Source organism: Streptomyces sp. NPDC002889, from assembly GCF_042888425.1.
In the GTDB taxonomy this organism is placed as follows: domain Bacteria; phylum Actinomycetota; class Actinomycetes; order Streptomycetales; family Streptomycetaceae; genus Streptomyces.
In genome coordinates, this window is record NZ_JBIAPT010000011.1 from 297,619 (window position 1) to 315,029 (window position 17,411).

The 17,411-nt window shown below is 68.4% G+C and carries 16 protein-coding genes and 1 pseudogene; 4 read left to right on the forward strand and 13 right to left on the reverse strand.

Features of this window, described 5'->3' with window-relative positions; all coding sequences use genetic code 11:
• Window positions 1-241 precede the first annotated feature (241 nt).
• A complete protein-coding gene (locus ACFYWI_RS19280) occupies window positions 242-1,291 on the forward strand; it encodes a hypothetical protein (protein WP_389233384.1) in 1,050 nt (349 codons plus the stop codon).
• A gap of 82 nt (window positions 1,292-1,373) precedes the next feature.
• Here ACFYWI_RS19280 and prcA read toward each other — a convergent pair whose 3' ends face one another.
• The 6 genes and pseudogenes from prcA to arc form a co-directional block, all read right to left on the reverse strand.
• Complete coding sequence (gene prcA / locus ACFYWI_RS19285; protein WP_389233387.1) at window positions 1,374-2,138, reverse strand: proteasome subunit alpha; 765 nt, start codon at window positions 2,136-2,138, stop codon at window positions 1,374-1,376.
• Window positions 2,139-2,200: 62 nt separating this feature from the next.
• Window positions 2,201-3,046, reverse strand: coding sequence for a proteasome subunit beta (gene prcB, locus ACFYWI_RS19290; RefSeq protein WP_389233390.1), 846 nt, complete (start codon window positions 3,044-3,046; stop codon window positions 2,201-2,203).
• Window positions 2,998-3,249: pseudogene (locus ACFYWI_RS19295) on the reverse strand (endonuclease VII domain-containing protein); the annotation flags it as partial. The gene prcB and the pseudogene ACFYWI_RS19295, both read right to left, overlap by 49 nt.
• An 87-nt stretch (window positions 3,250-3,336) precedes the next feature.
• The gene (locus tag ACFYWI_RS19300) at window positions 3,337-3,555 is read right to left on the reverse strand and encodes a ubiquitin-like protein Pup (protein ID WP_016325855.1); all 219 of its coding nucleotides are present in this window, start codon (window positions 3,553-3,555) and stop codon (window positions 3,337-3,339) included.
• A gap of 137 nt (window positions 3,556-3,692) precedes the next feature.
• Window positions 3,693-5,204: a depupylase/deamidase Dop gene (dop, locus tag ACFYWI_RS19305; RefSeq protein WP_389233393.1), complete on the reverse strand. Its 1,512-nt coding sequence runs from the start codon at window positions 5,202-5,204 to the stop codon at window positions 3,693-3,695.
• Window positions 5,205-5,463: 259 nt separating this feature from the next.
• Window positions 5,464-7,230, reverse strand: coding sequence for a proteasome ATPase (gene arc, locus ACFYWI_RS19310; RefSeq protein WP_389233396.1), 1,767 nt, complete (start codon window positions 7,228-7,230; stop codon window positions 5,464-5,466).
• A 253-nt stretch (window positions 7,231-7,483) separates the two neighbouring features.
• On the opposite strand from arc, the gene ACFYWI_RS19315 reads away from it, so the two are divergent.
• Window positions 7,484-7,795, forward strand: a complete 312-nt coding sequence (locus ACFYWI_RS19315; protein WP_389233399.1) for a ferredoxin — start codon at window positions 7,484-7,486, stop codon at window positions 7,793-7,795.
• 13 nt (window positions 7,796-7,808) lie between these two features.
• Here ACFYWI_RS19315 and ACFYWI_RS19320 read toward each other — a convergent pair whose 3' ends face one another.
• The 3 genes from ACFYWI_RS19320 to ACFYWI_RS19330 all read right to left on the reverse strand — a co-directional run bounded on the left by ACFYWI_RS19320 (window position 7,809) and on the right by ACFYWI_RS19330 (window position 10,881).
• Window positions 7,809-8,372 carry a hypothetical protein gene (locus tag ACFYWI_RS19320; protein ID WP_389233402.1) on the reverse strand — a complete coding sequence of 188 codons (564 nt, stop codon included), beginning with the start codon at window positions 8,370-8,372 and terminating at the stop codon, window positions 7,809-7,811.
• Between the two features lie 254 nt (window positions 8,373-8,626).
• Window positions 8,627-9,514 (reverse strand): tRNA (adenine-N1)-methyltransferase, encoded by an 888-nt coding sequence (locus ACFYWI_RS19325; protein WP_389233406.1) that lies wholly within the window; start codon window positions 9,512-9,514, stop codon window positions 8,627-8,629.
• Between the two features lie 80 nt (window positions 9,515-9,594).
• Complete coding sequence (locus ACFYWI_RS19330) at window positions 9,595-10,881, reverse strand: site-2 protease family protein (RefSeq protein WP_389233409.1); 1,287 nt, start codon at window positions 10,879-10,881, stop codon at window positions 9,595-9,597.
• Window positions 10,882-10,970: 89 nt separating this feature from the next.
• Between ACFYWI_RS19330 and ACFYWI_RS19335 the strand changes: the two genes are divergently transcribed.
• A complete protein-coding gene (locus tag ACFYWI_RS19335) occupies window positions 10,971-11,849 on the forward strand; it encodes a RecB family exonuclease (RefSeq protein ID WP_389233412.1) in 879 nt (292 codons plus the stop codon).
• Window positions 11,850-11,862: 13 nt separating this feature from the next.
• Window positions 11,863-12,534, forward strand: coding sequence for a response regulator (locus ACFYWI_RS19340; RefSeq protein ID WP_389233415.1), 672 nt, complete (start codon window positions 11,863-11,865; stop codon window positions 12,532-12,534).
• 24 nt (window positions 12,535-12,558) lie between these two features.
• Here ACFYWI_RS19340 and ACFYWI_RS19345 read toward each other — a convergent pair whose 3' ends face one another.
• The 4 genes from ACFYWI_RS19345 to ACFYWI_RS19360 all read right to left on the reverse strand — a co-directional run.
• Window positions 12,559-14,148, reverse strand: coding sequence for an ABC transporter substrate-binding protein (locus tag ACFYWI_RS19345; RefSeq protein ID WP_389233418.1), 1,590 nt, complete (start codon window positions 14,146-14,148; stop codon window positions 12,559-12,561).
• 63 nt (window positions 14,149-14,211) lie between these two features.
• Window positions 14,212-15,813: an ABC transporter substrate-binding protein gene (locus tag ACFYWI_RS19350; protein ID WP_389233421.1), complete on the reverse strand. Its 1,602-nt coding sequence runs from the start codon at window positions 15,811-15,813 to the stop codon at window positions 14,212-14,214.
• A 502-nt stretch (window positions 15,814-16,315) separates the two neighbouring features.
• On the reverse strand, window positions 16,316-17,044 hold the full coding sequence (locus ACFYWI_RS19355; RefSeq protein WP_389233424.1) for an HAD family hydrolase: 729 nt from the start codon (window positions 17,042-17,044) through the stop codon (window positions 16,316-16,318).
• 109 nt (window positions 17,045-17,153) lie between these two features.
• Window positions 17,154-17,411 (reverse strand): vitamin B12 dependent-methionine synthase activation domain-containing protein (locus ACFYWI_RS19360; protein ID WP_389233427.1); only part of this gene is annotated, 258 nt, incomplete at its 5' end.

Consider the following 17,411-nt stretch of genomic DNA (forward strand, 5'->3'; position numbering starts at 1 on the left):
GGCGCTCGGCCTCACCGGGCCGGACACGGTGGCCGCCGTTCCGGAGCCGTTGACCGGGCGCCGTGGCCACCGGCCCGCGTCACCCGCACCCGCACTTCCCTCGGCCCGACCGGGCCGCGCCGGTCCCGCCCCCTCAAGGCCGCCCGGCGCCGGCCGGCCAACCCCCGGAACAGGCCGACCGGAGCCCCGGCACGCCCGGCGGCCTTGAGGGGGCGGGGAGGCGCGTGGAACGATCACGATCATGGAAAGTGCGGCGGCCACACCTATCGACGCGGTGCTGCTCGGCACGGTGTCCGCACCCGGCTCCGTGGAGCCCCTGGCCCAAGGGCAGCTCGCCGTGCGACACGGTGACCGGCTTGAGCTCCATGACCGCGCGGCATTCCTCGACGGCGCCTCACCGTCGCTCCTGCACGCCCGGCTGCTCCCGCCGTACGCACGGGCCGCCCCACTGCCCGACGGCACCGTCGTCCTCGCCGAAGGCACGAGGATCCGCGCCCTGGATCCCGGCGGAAGGACCCGCTGGGAGGTGCCGCACCCGCCCTGGCGCCACGCGCCGAGGGAGCCCCGGCCGCCCGGCACACCCGCCGTGAGCCCCGACGGACGGCTCGTCTGCGCGCTCGTCCCCACCCTGGCCGCAGGCGTCGACGAGCGCCTGTACTACACCCGCGACACACTGCTCCTGCTGGACGCAGCCTCGGGCGACGTGCGGGCACGGAGGCCGGTCGGGGCGATCTCGTCCGACGTGACCCAGCGCTGGCACCCGGACGGAAGCCTGCTCGCCGTGTCCTGCTGGACAGCCCGGTACAGCTGGTCCACCTGGTGGATCGAGCCGCGCCACGACGGCCTGCACATCCGCGGCGGCACGACCATGCACGAGATCGTCGGGTTCCTGCCCGGGACCACCCGGGCCCTCACCCTGCGCCGCGCCGAGGGCATCGCCCACAACGACGACCGCGACGAGCTCGCATCACACGAGGCGACCGCCGACGAACAGACCGCCGTACTCAACCTCTCCGACCTCGCGACCGACCCGAGAAGCGACGAATTCGACGCCGCGTTCCTCCTGGACAGCGCCCATGTCCTGGTCAGCGGCCGCATCCACCGGCGCGGGCGTCCACCGGCAACCCGGCACTGGCTGTGCGACGCTCTCACCCTGCGCCCTCTCGGACGGCTGCGTTACCCGGCACCGGTCGGCCGGCACGCCACCCCGCTCGGCGACGGCACCTGGCTCACCCGGCACGGGCAGGGCGAACGTCTCCACCACTGGGCACTCCCCCGCCAGGGGACCTAGGGACTCCCTCTCGGACCAGGCCCTGGACCACTGTGCCCCGGGCCGCATGCGGCGCGGGGCACAGTGACACGAACCCGGGGAACTACTCCCCGGACTCCTCGGCTTCCTCTGTGTCGGAGGGCGCGTCCGTCGGCGTCGAAGCCGCTCCGTCCGCCTCCAGCAGCCGGGCCAGCTGTCGGCCCACGATCCGCTTGAACTTGCGCTGCTGCGGGCGCGTACGGTCCAGGACCGCGACCTCCAGCCGGTCCGCGGGGATCTCACGGTCGGTGCCGTTGGCCTGGCTGGACAGGGCCTGTACCGCCAGCTTCAACGCCTCCGCCAGCGACATCCCGTCGCGGTGCCGCTGGTCGAGGAAGCTGCTGATCTGCTCCGCGTTGCCGCCGACCGCGACCGAGCCGTGCTCGTCGACGATCGATCCGTCGTGCGGCAGCCGGTAGATCTGGTCGCCCTCGGGAGAGGCTCCCACCTCGGCGACGACCAGCTCCACCTCGTACGGCTTCTCGCCCGCGCTGGAGAAAATCGTGCCCAGCGTCTGGGCGTAGACGTTCGCCAGCCCCCGGGCGGTCACATCGTCACGGTCGTAGGTGTAGCCGCGCAGGTCCGCGTAACGCACGCCGCCGATCCGCAGATTCTCGTACTCGTTGTACTTGCCGGCCGCGGCGAAGCCGATCCGGTCGTAGATCTCGCTGAACTTGTGCAGGGCACGGGACGGGTTCTCGCCGACGAAGACAATGCCGTCGGCGTACTGCAGCACGACGAGGCTGCGACCGCGGGCGATGCCCTTGCGGGCGTATTCCGCCCGGTCGGCCATGGCCTGCTGGGGTGAGACATAGAACGGCGTCGACACCGGCTATCCGTCCCTTTCTGTCAGAGGCGTGGAGGCACCGCCCAGCGGCAGCTGGGGGAACATCAGAGCAGCGCGGCGCGCGGGCCGTCCGGCTGGGCGAGGCGTCGCTCGAGGACCGCACGGGCGACCTCCGAGGTCTCGGCCTCGGTGAGCCTGCGGAAGCCTTCGTCGGTGATGACGGTGACGATGGGATAGATCCGTCGGGCCACGTCCGGACCACCGGTCGCCGAGTCGTCGTCCGCCGCGTCGTACAGCGCCTGGATGACCAGGGTGACGGCCTGCTGCTCGGTGAGGTCGTCGCTGTAGAGCTTCTTCATCGCTCCACGGGCGAAGATCGAGCCGGAGCCTGTGGCCGCGTAGCCGTGTTCCTCGGAACGGCCGCCGGTCACGTCGTACGAGAAGATGCGGCCCTTCTCCCGGTCGATGTCGTATCCGGCGAACAGCGGGACCACGGCCAGGCCCTGAAGCGCCATGCCGAGGTTGCTGCGGATCATCGTGGAGAGCCGGTTCGCCTTGCCCTCCAGGGAGAGTTGGGCGCCCTCGACCTTTTCGAAGTGCTCCAGCTCGAGCTGGAAGAGCTTGACCATCTCCACCGCGAGACCGGCGGTGCCGGCGATCCCCACGGCCGAGTACTCGTCGGCCGGGAAGACCTTCTCGATGTCGCGCTGCGCGATCATGTTCCCCATCGTGGCCCGCCGGTCACCGGCGAGCACCACACCACCGGGGAACGTCGTGGACACGATGGTCGTGCCGTGCGGCACCTCGATGGCGCCCTGCACGGGCGGCAGGCTCCGCTTCCCCGGCAGCAACTCCGGGGAGTGCTGGCCCAGGAAGTCCATGAACGAAGAGGAGCCCGGGGTCAGGAAGGCAGCTGGTAGACGCCCGGTGCTACGAGTGTTGGCTTCCACGCGTTTCCTTCCGAGTAGGTGACGGCCCGACGCAAGGTGTCGGGATCGCCTCCCAACTTGCCGACGGCCGAATTGCAGTTGAAGCACAGTACGCCACGGACCCTACCCGTCTCATGGCGGTGATCCACATGAACTGCGGGTACAGCCAGGCCGATCGAGCAGATGCCCATCGGGGACGGGTTCATCTCGTCACGCTCGGCTTCCGCGTGAACGCGTTCCGGGCGAATGCCCCCAGCGGCGAACGCTGTTGACGCCGGGGGCATCACCTCATGTGGAGTTCACATCCGTGACTACTGTCCGCCCTTTTGAACAAAGGAGCGGACAAAGTCCTCGGCGTTCTCCTCGAGCACATCATCGATTTCGTCCAGTACGGAGTCGACGTCGTCCGACAGCTTCTCCTGGCGCTCCTTGAGGTCTTCCGAGGCCTGCGCGTCCTGCGCCTGCTCCTCGACCTCCTCCGTGGAACGCGTGGCCTTCTGCTGCCCGCCGCCGGTGTCCTTGGTCGCCATGTCCCTCACCCCGCTCGGTTTGCCCTGACGTGAGTTCGTTCGGTCAAGATCAGACCCTACAAGCAGGGTCCGACATCGGCCCCGCACTTGACTCAACGTCCGGGGACCACCTTCATGATTCCCGGACGGGAGCCGTTTCAGCCCCCGGAGAGCACTCGGACCAGGTCTTCCGCTGTACGGCACCGGTCCAGGAGTTCCTTGACGTGATTACGTGTGCCCCGCAGGGGCTCGAGGGTCGGGACCCGCTGCAGGGAGTCCCGGCCCGGGAGGTCGAAGATGACCGAGTCCCAGGACGCCGCGGCCACGTCGTCCGCGTACTGCTCCAGGCAGCGTCCGCGGAAGTAGGCGCGGGTGTCCTCGGGCGGCTTGTCCTCGGCCCGCCGGACGGCCGGCTCGTCCAGCAGCCGCTTCATCTTCCCTCGGGCCACCAGCCGGTTGTAGAGGCCCTTCTCGGCACGTACGTCGGCGTACTGGAGGTCCACCAGGTGCAGCCGTGCCGCGTCCCAGTCCAGGCTGTCCCGCCGCCGATAGCCCTCCATGAGCTCCTTCTTGGCGATCCAGTCCAGCTCTCCGGCAAGGCTCATCGGGTCGTTCTCGAGCCGGTTGAGGGTGTCCTCCCAGCGGATCAGCACATCCTTGGTCTGCTCGTCGGCGTCCGCCCCGAAGCGCTCCTCCACGTACTTGCGGGCCAGCTCGAAGTACTCCATCTGAAGCTGGACCGCGGTGAGTGTCCGGCCGCTGCGGAGGGTGACCAGGTGCTTCAGGCTCGGATCGTGGGAGACCTCATGGAGGGTCCGTACCGGCTGCTCGACCGCCAGGTCGACGGCGATGAAGCCGTCCTCGATCATGGAGAGCACCAGGGCCGTGGTGCCGAGCTTGAGGTAGGTCGAGATCTCCGAAAGATTCGCGTCACCGATGATCACATGGAGCCTGCGGTACTTCTCGGCGTCGGAGTGCGGCTCGTCCCGCGTATTGATGATGGGCCGCTTGAGGGTGGTCTCCAGACCGACCTCGACCTCGAAATAGTCGGCGCGCTGGCTGATCTGGAAGCCGTGCTCATGGCCGTCCTGGCCGATTCCGACCCGTCCGGCACCGGTGAAGACCTGCCGGGAGACGAAGAACGGGGTCAGATGGCGCACGATGTCCGAGAAGGGGGTTTCCCGCTTCATCAGGTAGTTCTCGTGCGTGCCGTACGACGCTCCCTTGTTGTCGGTGTTGTTCTTGTACAGATGGATCGGCTGGGCGCCGGGGAGCTGGGCCGCGCGCTCGGCGGCCTCTGCCATGATCCGTTCGCCGGCCTTGTCCCACAGCACCGCGTCCCGCGGATTGGTGACCTCGGGTGAGCTGTACTCGGGGTGGGCGTGGTCGACGTACAGCCGGGCACCATTGGTGAGGATCACGTTGGCCAGGCCGATGTCCTCGTCGGTGAGCTGGCTGGAGTCGGCGGCCTCGCGGGCGAGGTCGAAGCCGCGGGCGTCCCGCAGCGGGTTCTCCTCCTCGAAGTCCCAGCGGGCGCGGCGCGCCCGGTGCATCGCCGCCGCGTAGGCGTTGACGATCTGGGACGAGGTGAGCATGGCATTGGCGTTCGGGTGGCCGGGGACGGAGATGCCGTACTCCGTCTCGATGCCCATTACTCGCCGTACAGTCATGCGGCCCTCCTTGCCCGGCGGCGCTCCCCTGCGGGAACGGCGCTCAAGTACCGCTCTCTCTCCGATACGTGTGCGGTGCCCGTCCCCGCACTGCGCGACGCGGCGGTACCGAAGAGCCTAGAACGCCTCTGCGCTGGTGGGGAGATCAATTTCGTCATTGCTCCGGTGTGGTCGGACCTGTCCGGAAAGCAACCGGCTGCGGATGCGGGGTCCCCCCGCCGATGGCAGGGGGACGGGCATCCGCAGCCGGGTCTGCCTCCTACAGGTACTGACCGGTGTTGGCCACCGTGTCGATGGAACGTCCGGTGTCCGCGCCTTGCTTTCCGGTGACGAGGGTGCGGATGAAGACGATCCGCTCGCCCTTCTTTCCGGAGATCCTGGCCCAGTCGTCCGGGTTGGTGGTGTTGGGCAGGTCCTCGTTCTCCTTGAACTCGTCCACGCAGGCCTGGAGGAGGTGGGAGACCCGAAGGCCCTTCTGGTTGTGGTCGAGGAAGGCCTTGATCGCCATTTTCTTGGCCCGGTCGACGATGTTCTGGATCATCGCTCCGGAGTTGAAGTCCTTGAAGTAGAGGACTTCCTTGTCACCGTTGGCGTACGTGACCTCGAGGAAGCGGTTCTCCTCGGTTTCCGCGTACATCTGCTCCACGACCGACTGGATCATGGCGTGGGCAGCGGCTTCCTTGGATCCGCTGTGCTCGGACAGGTCGTCCGCGTGCAGCGGGAGCGAGGCTGTCAGGTACTTGGCGAAGATGTCCTTGGCGGCCTCCGCGTCCGGACGCTCGATCTTGATCTTGACGTCGAGCCGGCCGGGCCGCAGGATCGCGGGGTCGATCATGTCCTCGCGGTTGGAGGCGCCGATGACGATGACGTTCTCCAGGCCCTCGACACCGTCGATCTCGGCGAGGAGCTGAGGGACGATGGTGTTCTCGACGTCCGAGCTGACGCCGGATCCGCGGGTACGGAAGAGGGACTCCATCTCGTCGAAGAAGACGATGACGGGGGTGCCCTCGCTGGCCTTCTCCCGGGCACGCTGGAAGACGAGGCGGATGTGCCGCTCGGTCTCGCCGACGTACTTGTTGAGGAGTTCGGGGCCCTTGATGTTGAGGAAGTAGCTCTTCCCCGCGGGCTGCCCGGTGACCTCGGCGACCTTCTTTGCAAGGGAGTTGGCGACGGCCTTGGCGATGAGCGTCTTGCCGCAGCCGGGGGGACCGTAGAGCAGGATGCCCTTCGGCGGGCGCAGTTCGTGCTCCTTGAAGAGGTCCGGGTGGAGGTAGGGCAGCTCGACCGCGTCGCGGATCATCTCGATCTGACCGCCCAGACCGCCGATCTTGTCGTAGTCGACGTCCGGGACCTCTTCGAGGACCAGCTCCTCGACCTCGCTCTTGGGTACGACCTCGTAGACGTAGCCGGAGCGGGGCTCCAGCAGCAGGGCGTCGCCGGGCCGGATGGTGATGTCGAGCAGCGGCTCGGCGAGCCGCACCACCCGCTCCTCGTCGGTGTGCCCGATCACCAGGGCGCGCTCGCCGTCCTCGAGGATCTCCTTGAGGGTGACGATGTCCCCGGCGCGCTCGAATTCCATGGCCTCGACCACATTGAGCGCCTCGTTGAGCATGACCTCCTGGCCGCGCCGGAGCTCGTCGAGCTCGACGCTGGGGCTGACATTCACCCGGAGCTTGCGGCCCCCGGTGAAGATGTCACAGGTGCCGTCCTCGTTGGTCTGCAGGAAGACACCGAAGCCGGCCGGCGGCTGGGCGAGCCGGTCGACCTCCTCCTTGAGGGCCACGATCTGGTCGCGGGCCTCACGGAGCGTATTGGCGAGCCGCTCGTTCTGAGCGGACACGCCGGCCAGACTGGTCTGCAGCTCGACGATCCGCTCTTCGAGAATCCTCGTATGACGCGGAGAGTCGGCGAGCTTGCGGCGCAGGACGGCGATTTCCTGCTCGAGATAGGCAACCTGGCCGGCTGGGTCTTCAGACCCCCGCCCCGGCCGGATGCCGCGGTTGATGTCGTCGTCGTGGGCTGCCACGGTCCTCACCTCCTCCAAGGGGAGCTGGACGCTTCCTGACCCTACCTGTGTGGGTGGTGATTGAAACCCCTAGATCACAAAGACGGTAGGGGTGTGTCCGATCTTCACCCTTGCGCTCTCCCCCACGCCAGGGGAATACCCACCCATCAACATCTGAAAGCGGGCGGTTGTATCGTCGAAGCGTTCAACACCCGTCAGGGCTGGCACGACTTGCTTCAGATTGCTACACCCGACGAAGGAAATGGCAGGAGATATGACCGTGCAGCACGAGGTTCCCACCGAAGGCGCCCCCGAGGCGCTCGAGGTCTGGATCGACCAGGACCTCTGCACCGGGGACGGGATCTGCGCGCAGTACGCCCCGGAGGTCTTCGAACTCGACATCGACGGGCTCGCGTATGTGAAGTCCGTCGACGACGAACTGCTCCAGGACACCGGCGCCACAACGCCCGTGCCACTGCCGTTGCTGAAGGATGTCGTGGACTCCGCGAAGGAGTGCCCGGGCGACTGCATCCATGTGCGGCGCGTTTCGGACAGGGTCGAGGTCTACGGCCCCGACGCAGAGTGACGGGTCACGCACCCTACGCCTGGGGCTGGGCGGTGCGGACGAATTTCCCGCCCTGCCACTGCCACTTGACCCGCTCCTGCTGATCCGGGCAGCAGCTCGGCACCTCGGGCGAGGAGTAGCCGAGGAGGGTCGCGGTGATCGCACCGTCACGTAGGGCGATCGTCTTCACGCTCAGCTTCTCCGCGGGCTCGATCAGTGCGGCGACGACCCGGGGAGTCCCCTCCCGGCTGCCGGCCAGCACATAGATGCCGCTCGGCGGGGTGCCGGAACCGGCGTCGCAGCGGGCGACCGCCACGGTCTCGGGGACGCCGTCCCCGTCGAGGTCGCCCGACACCTCGTGGGTGACCAGGCTCTTCGCACCACCACAGTCGAGCGGCAGTGTGACGTCGCCGGGGTCGGGTGCCGGCAGAGGGGCGGCCGCCGTGGATGTCTGCGGGGCGGCCTGGGAGGCGGTGGCGGCGTCGGGCTGGAGCAGGCCGGCGCCCGCGACGACGGCGGCCATGGCCGTTGCCGTGGCCAGCCAGTGCACGGGGCGGGCGTGGGTGTGCGCGAGGTCCGGGACGGCGGAGTTCTGCACGCGGGGAGTCTCCTGAGAAGGCGGTGCCGGTGGGGTGGCTCGCATCGTGCCATATGTCACACCCGTGCGGAACAGTGGGGTCCGCACATCGTCGCGACCGCAACGCGAGGAGCGCTCGAGACGGGAGCGGGGCCGGCGCTGGGACGGCACGACGGCAGCACGAGGGCAATACGAGGACGCCGCCGCCGAGTTCTCCGTCAGGACACGGGAACTCGGCGGCGGCGTCGGTGCGTTGCGCTGGGCGAGCGGGCGGCTCAGCCCTTGTTGGGGCCTTCGTAGTCCTCACCGTACGCACCCTTGGCGGGGCGGCGGCGGCGCATCGGGGGCTCCACACCATCGGCGAGACGGCGGGCGGTGACGAGGAAGCCGGTGTGACCGATCATCCGGTGGTCCGGGCGGACGGCCAGGCCCTCGACGTGCCAGTTGCGGATCATCGACTCCCACGGCTGCGGCTCGGCGAAGCAGCCGATCTCGCGGATGGACTCCACGGTCCGCGCCAGCTGGGTGGTGGTCGCGACGTAGCAGCACAGGATGCCGCCGGGCACGAGCGCCTTGGAGACGGCCTCCAGACACTCCCAGGGGGCGAGCATGTCCAGGATGACGCGGTCGACGTCGGCGTCGGTCAGGTTGTCCTGGAGGTCGCCGACGGTGAGCTGCCAAGCGGGGTGCGGGCCGCCGAAGTAGCGCTCCACGTTCTGCTGGGCGATCTCCGCGAAGTCCTGACGGCGCTCGTAGGAGTGCAGCATGCCCTGGTCGCCGATGGCGCGCAGCAGGAAGCTGCTCAGCGAGCCGGAGCCCACCCCCGCCTCGACGACGCGCGCGCCGGGGAAGATGTCGGCGAAGGCCAGGATCTGCCCCGCGTCCTTGGGGTAGACCACGGCGGCGCCGCGGGGCATGGACAGGACATAGTCGGGGAGCAGGGGGCGCAGCGCGAGGTAGGCGACGTTTCCCGTGGTACGGACAACACTGCCCTCGGGAGCGCCGATCAGCTCGTCGTGCGGGAAGGAACCCTTGTGGGTGTGAAAGTTCTTCCCGGCCTCGAGCGTGAACGTGTAGTGGCGTCCCTTGGGATCGGTGAGCTGGACCTGGTCCCCGACCTTGAAGGGCCCGCGACGGCGGGCGGCACCGGTCGGTTCGGACATGTGACCAGCCTACCGGGCGAACCCGGGGGCAGTGACCACGAGGCGGACGGGCCCGAGCGGACCGCGGCCCAGGGCCGCTGTCAGGAGCCGGGCCGTGCCATCGCTTCGACGAAGGCGCGCTCGACATCCGCCGTGGACAGGACCCCGTAGATCTCGCCGGTCTCCTCCACCACCAGATACTCGGTGGCGGGCGCGGCACGGAGCTTGTCGAGCAGGGCCTCGCCGGCCAGCTCGGCGGGGATCCTCATGCCGTCGGTGAGCTCCTGGGCGAGGCCGCTGACCGCGACCCAGGGGCGGCGGTGCTCGGGGACGCCGACGATCGCCGCCTCGCGGACCAGCGCCTTCGGGTCGCCCTGGCCGTCGACGACGACCAGGGCCCGCGCCCCGGCCTCGTTGGCCCGGCGCAGGGCTTCGGAGAGCGGGGTGTCGGACTCGACGGGGACCGCGCGCCGGGTCAGCGCCCGGGCCGCGAGCTCGGGAAGGTGCTCGCGCAGCCGGGCCATGCGCAGACTGTTGCCTGCGCCGGTCCAGATGATCGCGGCGAGGATGGCGGCGAGGAGTGCGTCCATGACGGTCTCCATGCCGCCGATGTCCTCGGTCGCGTTGCCGAGGGCACCGGTGTGGGTGAGCAGCGGGAGACCGATCAGGACGGCGACGGCGAGGGCACGGCCGACCCAGGCCGCGGCGACGGTGCCGGTCATGGGCCTGCCGCTGATCTTCCAGACGATGGCACGCAGCATCCGGCCGCCGTCCAGGGGCAGTCCGGGCAGCAGGTTGAACACGGCCACGATGAGGTTGGAGATCATCAGGCCGGCGAGCAGTACGCCGGGTACGGTGCCGGGCTCGACGGCCTGCATGCCGAGGTAGAAGACGCCGGACAGGACGAGGGACAGCAGGGGTCCGACGAACGCGAGCACGAATTCGCGGCCGGGGGTCTCGGACTCCTTCTCGATCTCGGAGACGCCGCCGAAGAACTGGAGCTGGATACGGCGCACCGGCAGTTTGAAGCGCAGCGCGGCGACGGTGTGGGCCAGTTCGTGGACGAGCACGGAGGCGTAGAAGGCGACCGCGAAGAAGAGCGAGACGAGATAGCGCGCACTGCCCAGTTCGGGGAGCACTCGGTCGAGTTGGTCGCCGAAGACCCAGGTGATCAGGGCGGCGACGATGAACCAGCTGGGGGCGACATAGACGGGCACGCCGAAGGGGCGGCCCATGAGGATGCCGCCGCCCGGTCCGCGGGAGCGGCGCGTTCCGCTGCCTTCGGGGTCCGGTTTCCCCGCTCCGGACTGCGGCCGCTTGCCCTCGCCGCTCGCGTCGTCCTCGTTCACGGGTTCCCTTCGTTGCAGATGCGTCGCTCGCTCGATCATGCAGTCGCTCACTCGATCATGCAGTGCGCGAGGGTCTGACGTCGATGGTATGCCGCTCGCTGTCAGTGGCGGGTCGTAGGGTCTGGGTCATGAGTGAGAGCCAGCCGCCCGCGCAGGGCGCACAGCCGAGCTCGCTGTCGCCTTCGCGGGCCAGCGACTTCATGCAGTGTCCCCTGCTGTACCGGTTCCGTGTCATCGACAGGCTGCCGGAGAAGCCGAGCGAGGCTGCGACCCGCGGGACGCTGGTGCACGCGGTGCTGGAGCGGCTCTTCGACGACCCGGCGGCCGAGCGGACCGCGCCGCGGGCCAAGGCGATGATCCCCGGTCAGTGGAACCGGCTGCTGGAGTCGAAGCCGGAGCTGGGCGAGCTGTTCGCGCAGGACGCGGAGGGTGAGCGGCTGACGCGTTGGCTGGGTGAGGCGGAGCAGCTGGTGGAGCGGTGGTTCACGCTGGAGGATCCGACACGGCTGGAGCCGGCCGAGCGGGAGATGTTCGTCGAGACGGAGCTGGAGTCGGGGTTGCGGCTGCGCGGGGTGATCGACCGGGTGGATGTCGCGCCGACGGGCGAGGTGCGCATCGTCGACTACAAGACGGGCAAGGCGCCACGTCCGGAGTACAGCGAAGGCGCGCTGTTCCAGATGAAGTTCTACGCGCTGGTGATCTGGCGGCTCAAGGGCGTGCTGCCGCGCCGGCTGCAGCTGGTGTACCTGGGCAGCGGCGATGTGCTGACGTACGACCCGGTGATGGCGGATCTGGAGCGCATGGAGCGCAAGCTCCTGGCGCTGTGGGACGCGATCAAGCTGGCGACGGAGACGGGTGACTGGCGGCCGAGGCCGACGAAGCTGTGCGGCTGGTGCGATCACCAGGAGGTCTGTCCGGAATTCGGCGGCACTCCCCCGGTTTATCCGCTGAGTGTTTCCCCGAAGACTTCGGCCGAGGATGGTCAGGGCACAATGGGCCCGGTCTAAAGAAGGAGTACCTGTGGCTATCCGCGTCCTACTGGTCGACGACCAACCGCTGCTGCGTACCGGCTTCCGGATGATTCTGGAGGCGGAGCAGGAGATTGCGGTCGTCGGTGAGGCCGGGGACGGCCTCCAGGCTCTCGACCAGGTGCGGGCGTTGCAGCCTGATGTCGTGCTGATGGACATCCGGATGCCGCGGATGGACGGTGTCGAGGCGACCCGGCAGATCACAGGTCCCGGCCGGGACGGTCCGGCGAAGGTACTGGTGCTGACCACGTTCGACCTGGACGAGTACGTGGTGGAGGCGCTGCGCGCGGGTGCCAGCGGCTTTCTGCTGAAGGACGCGCCCGCGAATGAGCTCGTCCAGGCGATCCGGGTGGTGGCGGCCGGCGAGGCGATGCTGGCGCCGAGCATCACCCGCAGGCTTCTCGACAAGTACGCGGACCATCTGCCGTCCGGCGACGAGCCGGTTCCGGACACTCTGCACACGCTGACCGAGCGCGAGGTGGAGGTGCTCAAGCTCGTCGCGCGGGGTCTGTCCAATGCGGAGATCGCGGCGGATCTGTTCGTCAGCGAGACGACCGTCAAGACACATGTCGGCCATGTACTGAACAAGCTGGGTCTGCGGGACCGCGTTCAGGCCGCGGTGTACGCCTACGAGAGCGGCCTGGTGCGCCCCGGCGCGCAGTGAGCGACCGGGGCGCGGGGCGGGGCCTCAGTTCTTCTCGATCTCCCAGAACCGGAAGACGGTCGACGCATCCAGGGTCCACTGGAGTCCGGCGACGTCGCCCTGGGCCACGGCGTACTGCTTGCCCTGCCAGAGCGGCAGAATGGGCAGCTCCTCCGCGACGATGTCCTGCAGCTCGTCATACGGCCGTTCGGTGGCCGTGCGGTCGGATTCACCGGCGGCCGCGGGCAGGAGCGAGCCGGTGATCCGCCTGTTCTCGTAATTGTTGCCGAGGACGTTGCCCTCGCCGAAGAACGGCTGCGTGAAGTTGTCGGGGTCGGGGTAGTCGGGAACCCAGCCCTTCACGTAGACGCCGTACTCCCCGGCGGCAATGCCCTTCTCGTACTGCTTGAAGTCGACCGACTTGACCGTCGCGTCGAACAGCCCGCTGGCGTTGAGCTGCTCGGCGATCACCTTGAACTCCTGGTCGGTGGCCGGGCCGTAGCGGCTCGGGGTGGACCAGAGGGTGAGCTTGACCTTGCCGCTGACACCGGCGGCGCGCAGGGCCTGCTCTGCCTTCTCCGGCTGCGGTTCGCCGCCGTACCGGTCGAAGAAGGCGGTGTTGTGACCGGCGATACCGGCCGGAATGATCGAGTACAGCGGGGTCGCCGTGGACTGGTAGACGTCCCGCACCAGGGCGTCGCGGTCGACAAGGTAGGCGATGGCCTTGCGTACACCCAGCTTGCCGACGACCGGGTCGTCGAGGTTGAAGACCAGGTGCTGCACCTCTGCGCTGGAGCCCTCGACAACCTCGATACCCCGGTCATCGGCGGAGGCCGAGCCCTGGAGGTCGCTGATCTCGTCGGCGGGCAGTCCCCGGTAGGCGACGTCGACCTTGCCGTCGCCCAGCGCTGACGCCAGCGCCTTCTGGTCGCCGCCGAAGAACTTGAGGGTGACGCCGGAATTCTGCGTCCTGGCGGTTCCCCGGTAATCGGAGTTGACCGAGAAGGCGGCCTCTTCCTTGCTGTACGAGTCCAGCTTGTACGGGCCCGAGCCGACTGCCTTCCCGTCGGTGCGCAGCGCGTCGGCCGGGTACTCGCGGTGATCGACGATGGATCCCGCACCTGAGGCGATCTTGCTCGGGAAAGTGGCGTCGGGGACCGTCAGCTCGAAGACGACCGTCTTCGCGTCGGGTGTCCTGATCTTGTCGATGGTGGAGAGCAGGGGCATCGGTCCTGCTTCGCTGTCGATCTTCCGTATCCGGTCGAAGGAGAACTTCACATCCTCCGCCGTCAGCGGGTTGCCGTTGCTGAACTTCAGACCGTCGCGCAGCGTGCAGCGGTAGACCGTGCTGCCGGACCCTTCGAAGCGGCAGCTCTCGGCCGCGTCGGGCTCGGGTATCGCAGCCCCCTTGGGGAAGCTGAGCAGCGACTGGAACACGTTGTTGAACAACAACCAGGACCCGGGGTCATAGCCCGCCGCCGGGTCCACGGACAGAACTTCGTCCGACATGCCTATGACCAGCGAACCGGCCTCGGAGTCGCCGGAACCGCTCCCCTGGTCGCCGCAGCCGCTCAGCAGACCGGCAGCCAGCCCCGCCGCGAGCGGGGCTGTCAGCCACTTGTTACGTGCCTTCACAGAACCGTGCCTTTGTTCTCAAGTGCCGACGGGCGCCGACTGGCCCCGCCGGAACCTCCACGGTCAGACGCCGTCGCCGCGGGAGAGCTCCCAGAGCTGGAGGTCCGAACTGGAGTTAAGCACGTATTCGACCCCAATGACCCCACTGCGGGCGGCGACGTACTGCTTGCCCTGCCACAGCGGCAGCACGGGAACGTCGTTGGCAACGATCTCCTGCATCTGGGTGAAGGCGGGAGAGACCGCGTTGCGGTCCGCCTCGCGCCGCGACTGCGGGATCAGCTCACGGACCTTCTCGCTCACGTAGGGCGAGTTGAGGAAGTTGCCCTTGTCGAGGAACGGCGCGATGTAGTTGTCCGGGTCCGGGAAGTCGGGGAACCAGCCGAGACCGTAGACCGCGTAGTCACCGCGCTTCTGGGCGGGGCGGAACGTGGACCACTCGGCGCCCTGGATGGTGACGTCGAAGAGCTTGGTCGCGTTGAGCTGGTCGCGCAGCGCCTCGAACTCCTTCTCCGTGCCCTCGCCGTAGTGGTCGGTCGTGTAGTGCAGCTTCAGCTTCACCGGGGTGGTGATGCCGGCGCCCGCGAGGATCGACGCGGCCCTCTTGCGGCTGGGCTCGCCGTACTTGTTGTAGAACGAGTTGGTGTGGGCGGCGATGCTCGTCGGGATGAGCGAGTAGAGCGGCTGGGCGGTGGCGCCGTAGACCTGGCCGGCGATCTGACCCCGGTCGACGACAGCGGCCATGGCCTGGCGGACGGCCTTGTCCTTGACCGACGGGTCGTTGGTGTTGAAGCCCAGGTAGCGGATCTCCAGACCCGGCATCTCGGTGAGCTCGATGGCTTCCTTGGGGTTCTCGGAGAGCTCCTGGATCTGCTCGGGCGACATCGCGCGGGTCATCACGTCGATGTCACCGGACTCGAGCGCCTTGCCCATGGCCTCGGAGTCGGCGAACGAGCGCAGCACGACCTTGTCGTTGCGCAGCTCGACGTCGCCCTTGTAGTGGGCGTTCTTGCTGAAGACGACCTTGGTGATGCGCTCGCCCTCGGTCTCGGTCTTCATGGTGTACGGGCCCGAGCCGTCGACCTGGAAGCCCTCGCGGAGCTTGTCGCCCTCGTAGTTCTTCCGGCTGACGATGCCTGCGATGGGCGTCGACAGCTTGTACGGGAAGGTCGCGTCCGGCGTGGAGAGGTGGAAGATCACCTCGTTGTCGCCCCGGGGCTCGATGGTGTCGATGTTCGAGAGCAGGGCGGCGGTGCCGTTGTCCGACTCGATGTTCAGCACGCGCTCGATGGAGAACTTGACGTCCTGGGCGGTCACCGGGGTGCCGTCGGCGAACTTCAGGCCCTCGCGGAGCTTGCAGCGGTAGCTCTCGCTCGCGTTGTCGGTGAAGAGGCACGACTCGGCGGCGTCGGGCACCGGCTCGCCGCCACCGCGCGGGGCGTGCAGGAGTGTCTGGACGGTCTGCCGCAGGACGTTCCAGGCACCGGTGTCGTAGGCGTAGGCCGGGTCGAGCGGAGCGGGCGCGTCGGCAGTGGCGACGAACTGGTCCGTGGTGCCCACGACGATGGCGTCACCGACGTCGGACCCGCCGTCCGTACTGCCGCAGGCGACGAGCACGGGCGCGAGCAGACCGACCACGGCCGACAGCACCAAAGTCTTACGGTTCATCCTGGACGTTCTCCCTCATCCATCCGGCACTGGTACAGCGGTGTGTGCGAGATGCTCCGCCACTTCCGCCCGGTCGGGGCGGCGCGATCGGGCCGGGGATTCTTAGCGATCGGTCCTGGCTTTCCGACGGCGTGGTGGCCGACGGAAAGCTACGGTGCGGCGGCGAAGTACTCGCGACGAGGTTAGTCGGCGGCGCCAGGAAAGGGGGACCGAGCCCGAGTTGGGGCGTATTCGCTGAGTGATCAGCAATGCGCTCACATGGATGACCATGCCGCGGAATTTTCGTACAGGGCCATATGAATCCGGACACATAGGCACAGCCAGAAGCCCCGGAACGGGGCAAGGAAGAGCCCCGTCCCGTCAGGCAACAGCACCGAGAGTGATGAAGGTCACGTCACGGAAGGGGTTGGCAGACTTCGAAAAGTCGTACGACGGTCACGGAAAAGTTATGGGCACTGCCGTGAGTTTCCCGGTCGTTCAAGAAGCCGGGAACGTACACGTATCAGTGCGGCGCACTGATCAGTGTGTGCAGAAAGACAAGGTCGACTTCTTCGAGGGACTGAACGACCAGTCGGCCGGCCGCGGGAGCGATCGGTGCCACGGACGGCACGGCGACCACCCGGCAGCCCGCGGCTTCGGCAGCCGCCACACCGGTCGCCGTGTCCTCGACGACGGCACATCTCGACGGGTCCGCGCCGAGACTCTGCGCGGCGAGCAGATAGGGGTCCGGGTGCGGCTTCGTACGCGGCACCTCGTCACCCGCGACCGACAGCGCGAAGTACTCGGGGCCGAGCGAGGCCAGGACGCGGTCGATGATGCGCCGATGGGAGGCGGAGACCAGAGCGGTGGGCACATTGTGCGCGGCGAGCTCGGCCAGCAGCCGGGCGGCGCCGGGCATCAGCGGCACTCCGCGCCCGATGCGGTTCTCGAACTTCTCGTTCAGCAGCACGGTCAGCTCGGCGAGGCTGATGTCCGCGCCGGTGGCCTGGATGAGGTAGCCCGCACTGCGGGTCATCGGGCCGCCGACCACCACGTCCCGCCACGACTCGTCCAGCCGGTGGCCGAGGTCGGCGAAGACCTCCACCTCGGCGTCCCACCAGAAGCCCTCCGTGTCCACGAGGGTGCCGTCCATGTCCAGGAGGACCGCCTGCAGGCTGGAGGTCCCCGCCTGGCGAAGCGCAGGGGGGTCTTCCGCCGAACGGGTCGGGGACGCGGGGACCGTGCTGGTCATCGGCACACCTCCGGGAGGGACGAGAAGGCCGGCCGCCTTTTCCCCACGGCTTTCCCGCTGGGACAGGCGACCGGCCTGCACTGGACCGACCAGTGTACGTCTCGTCCGGCTATCGTGCGTTGAAGTACTTCGCCTCGGGGTGGTGGATGACGATCGCGTCGGTGGACTGCTCGGGGTGGAGCTGGAACTCCTCGGACAGCTGGACACCGATCCGCTCGGGCTGCAGCAGCTCGGCGATCTTGGCACGGTCCTCGAGGTCCGGGCACGCTCCGTAGCCGAGCGAGAACCGGGCGCCGCGGTACTTCAGCGCGAACATGTCCTCGACATCGACCGGATCCTCGCCGCCGAATCCGAGCTCGGCGCGGAC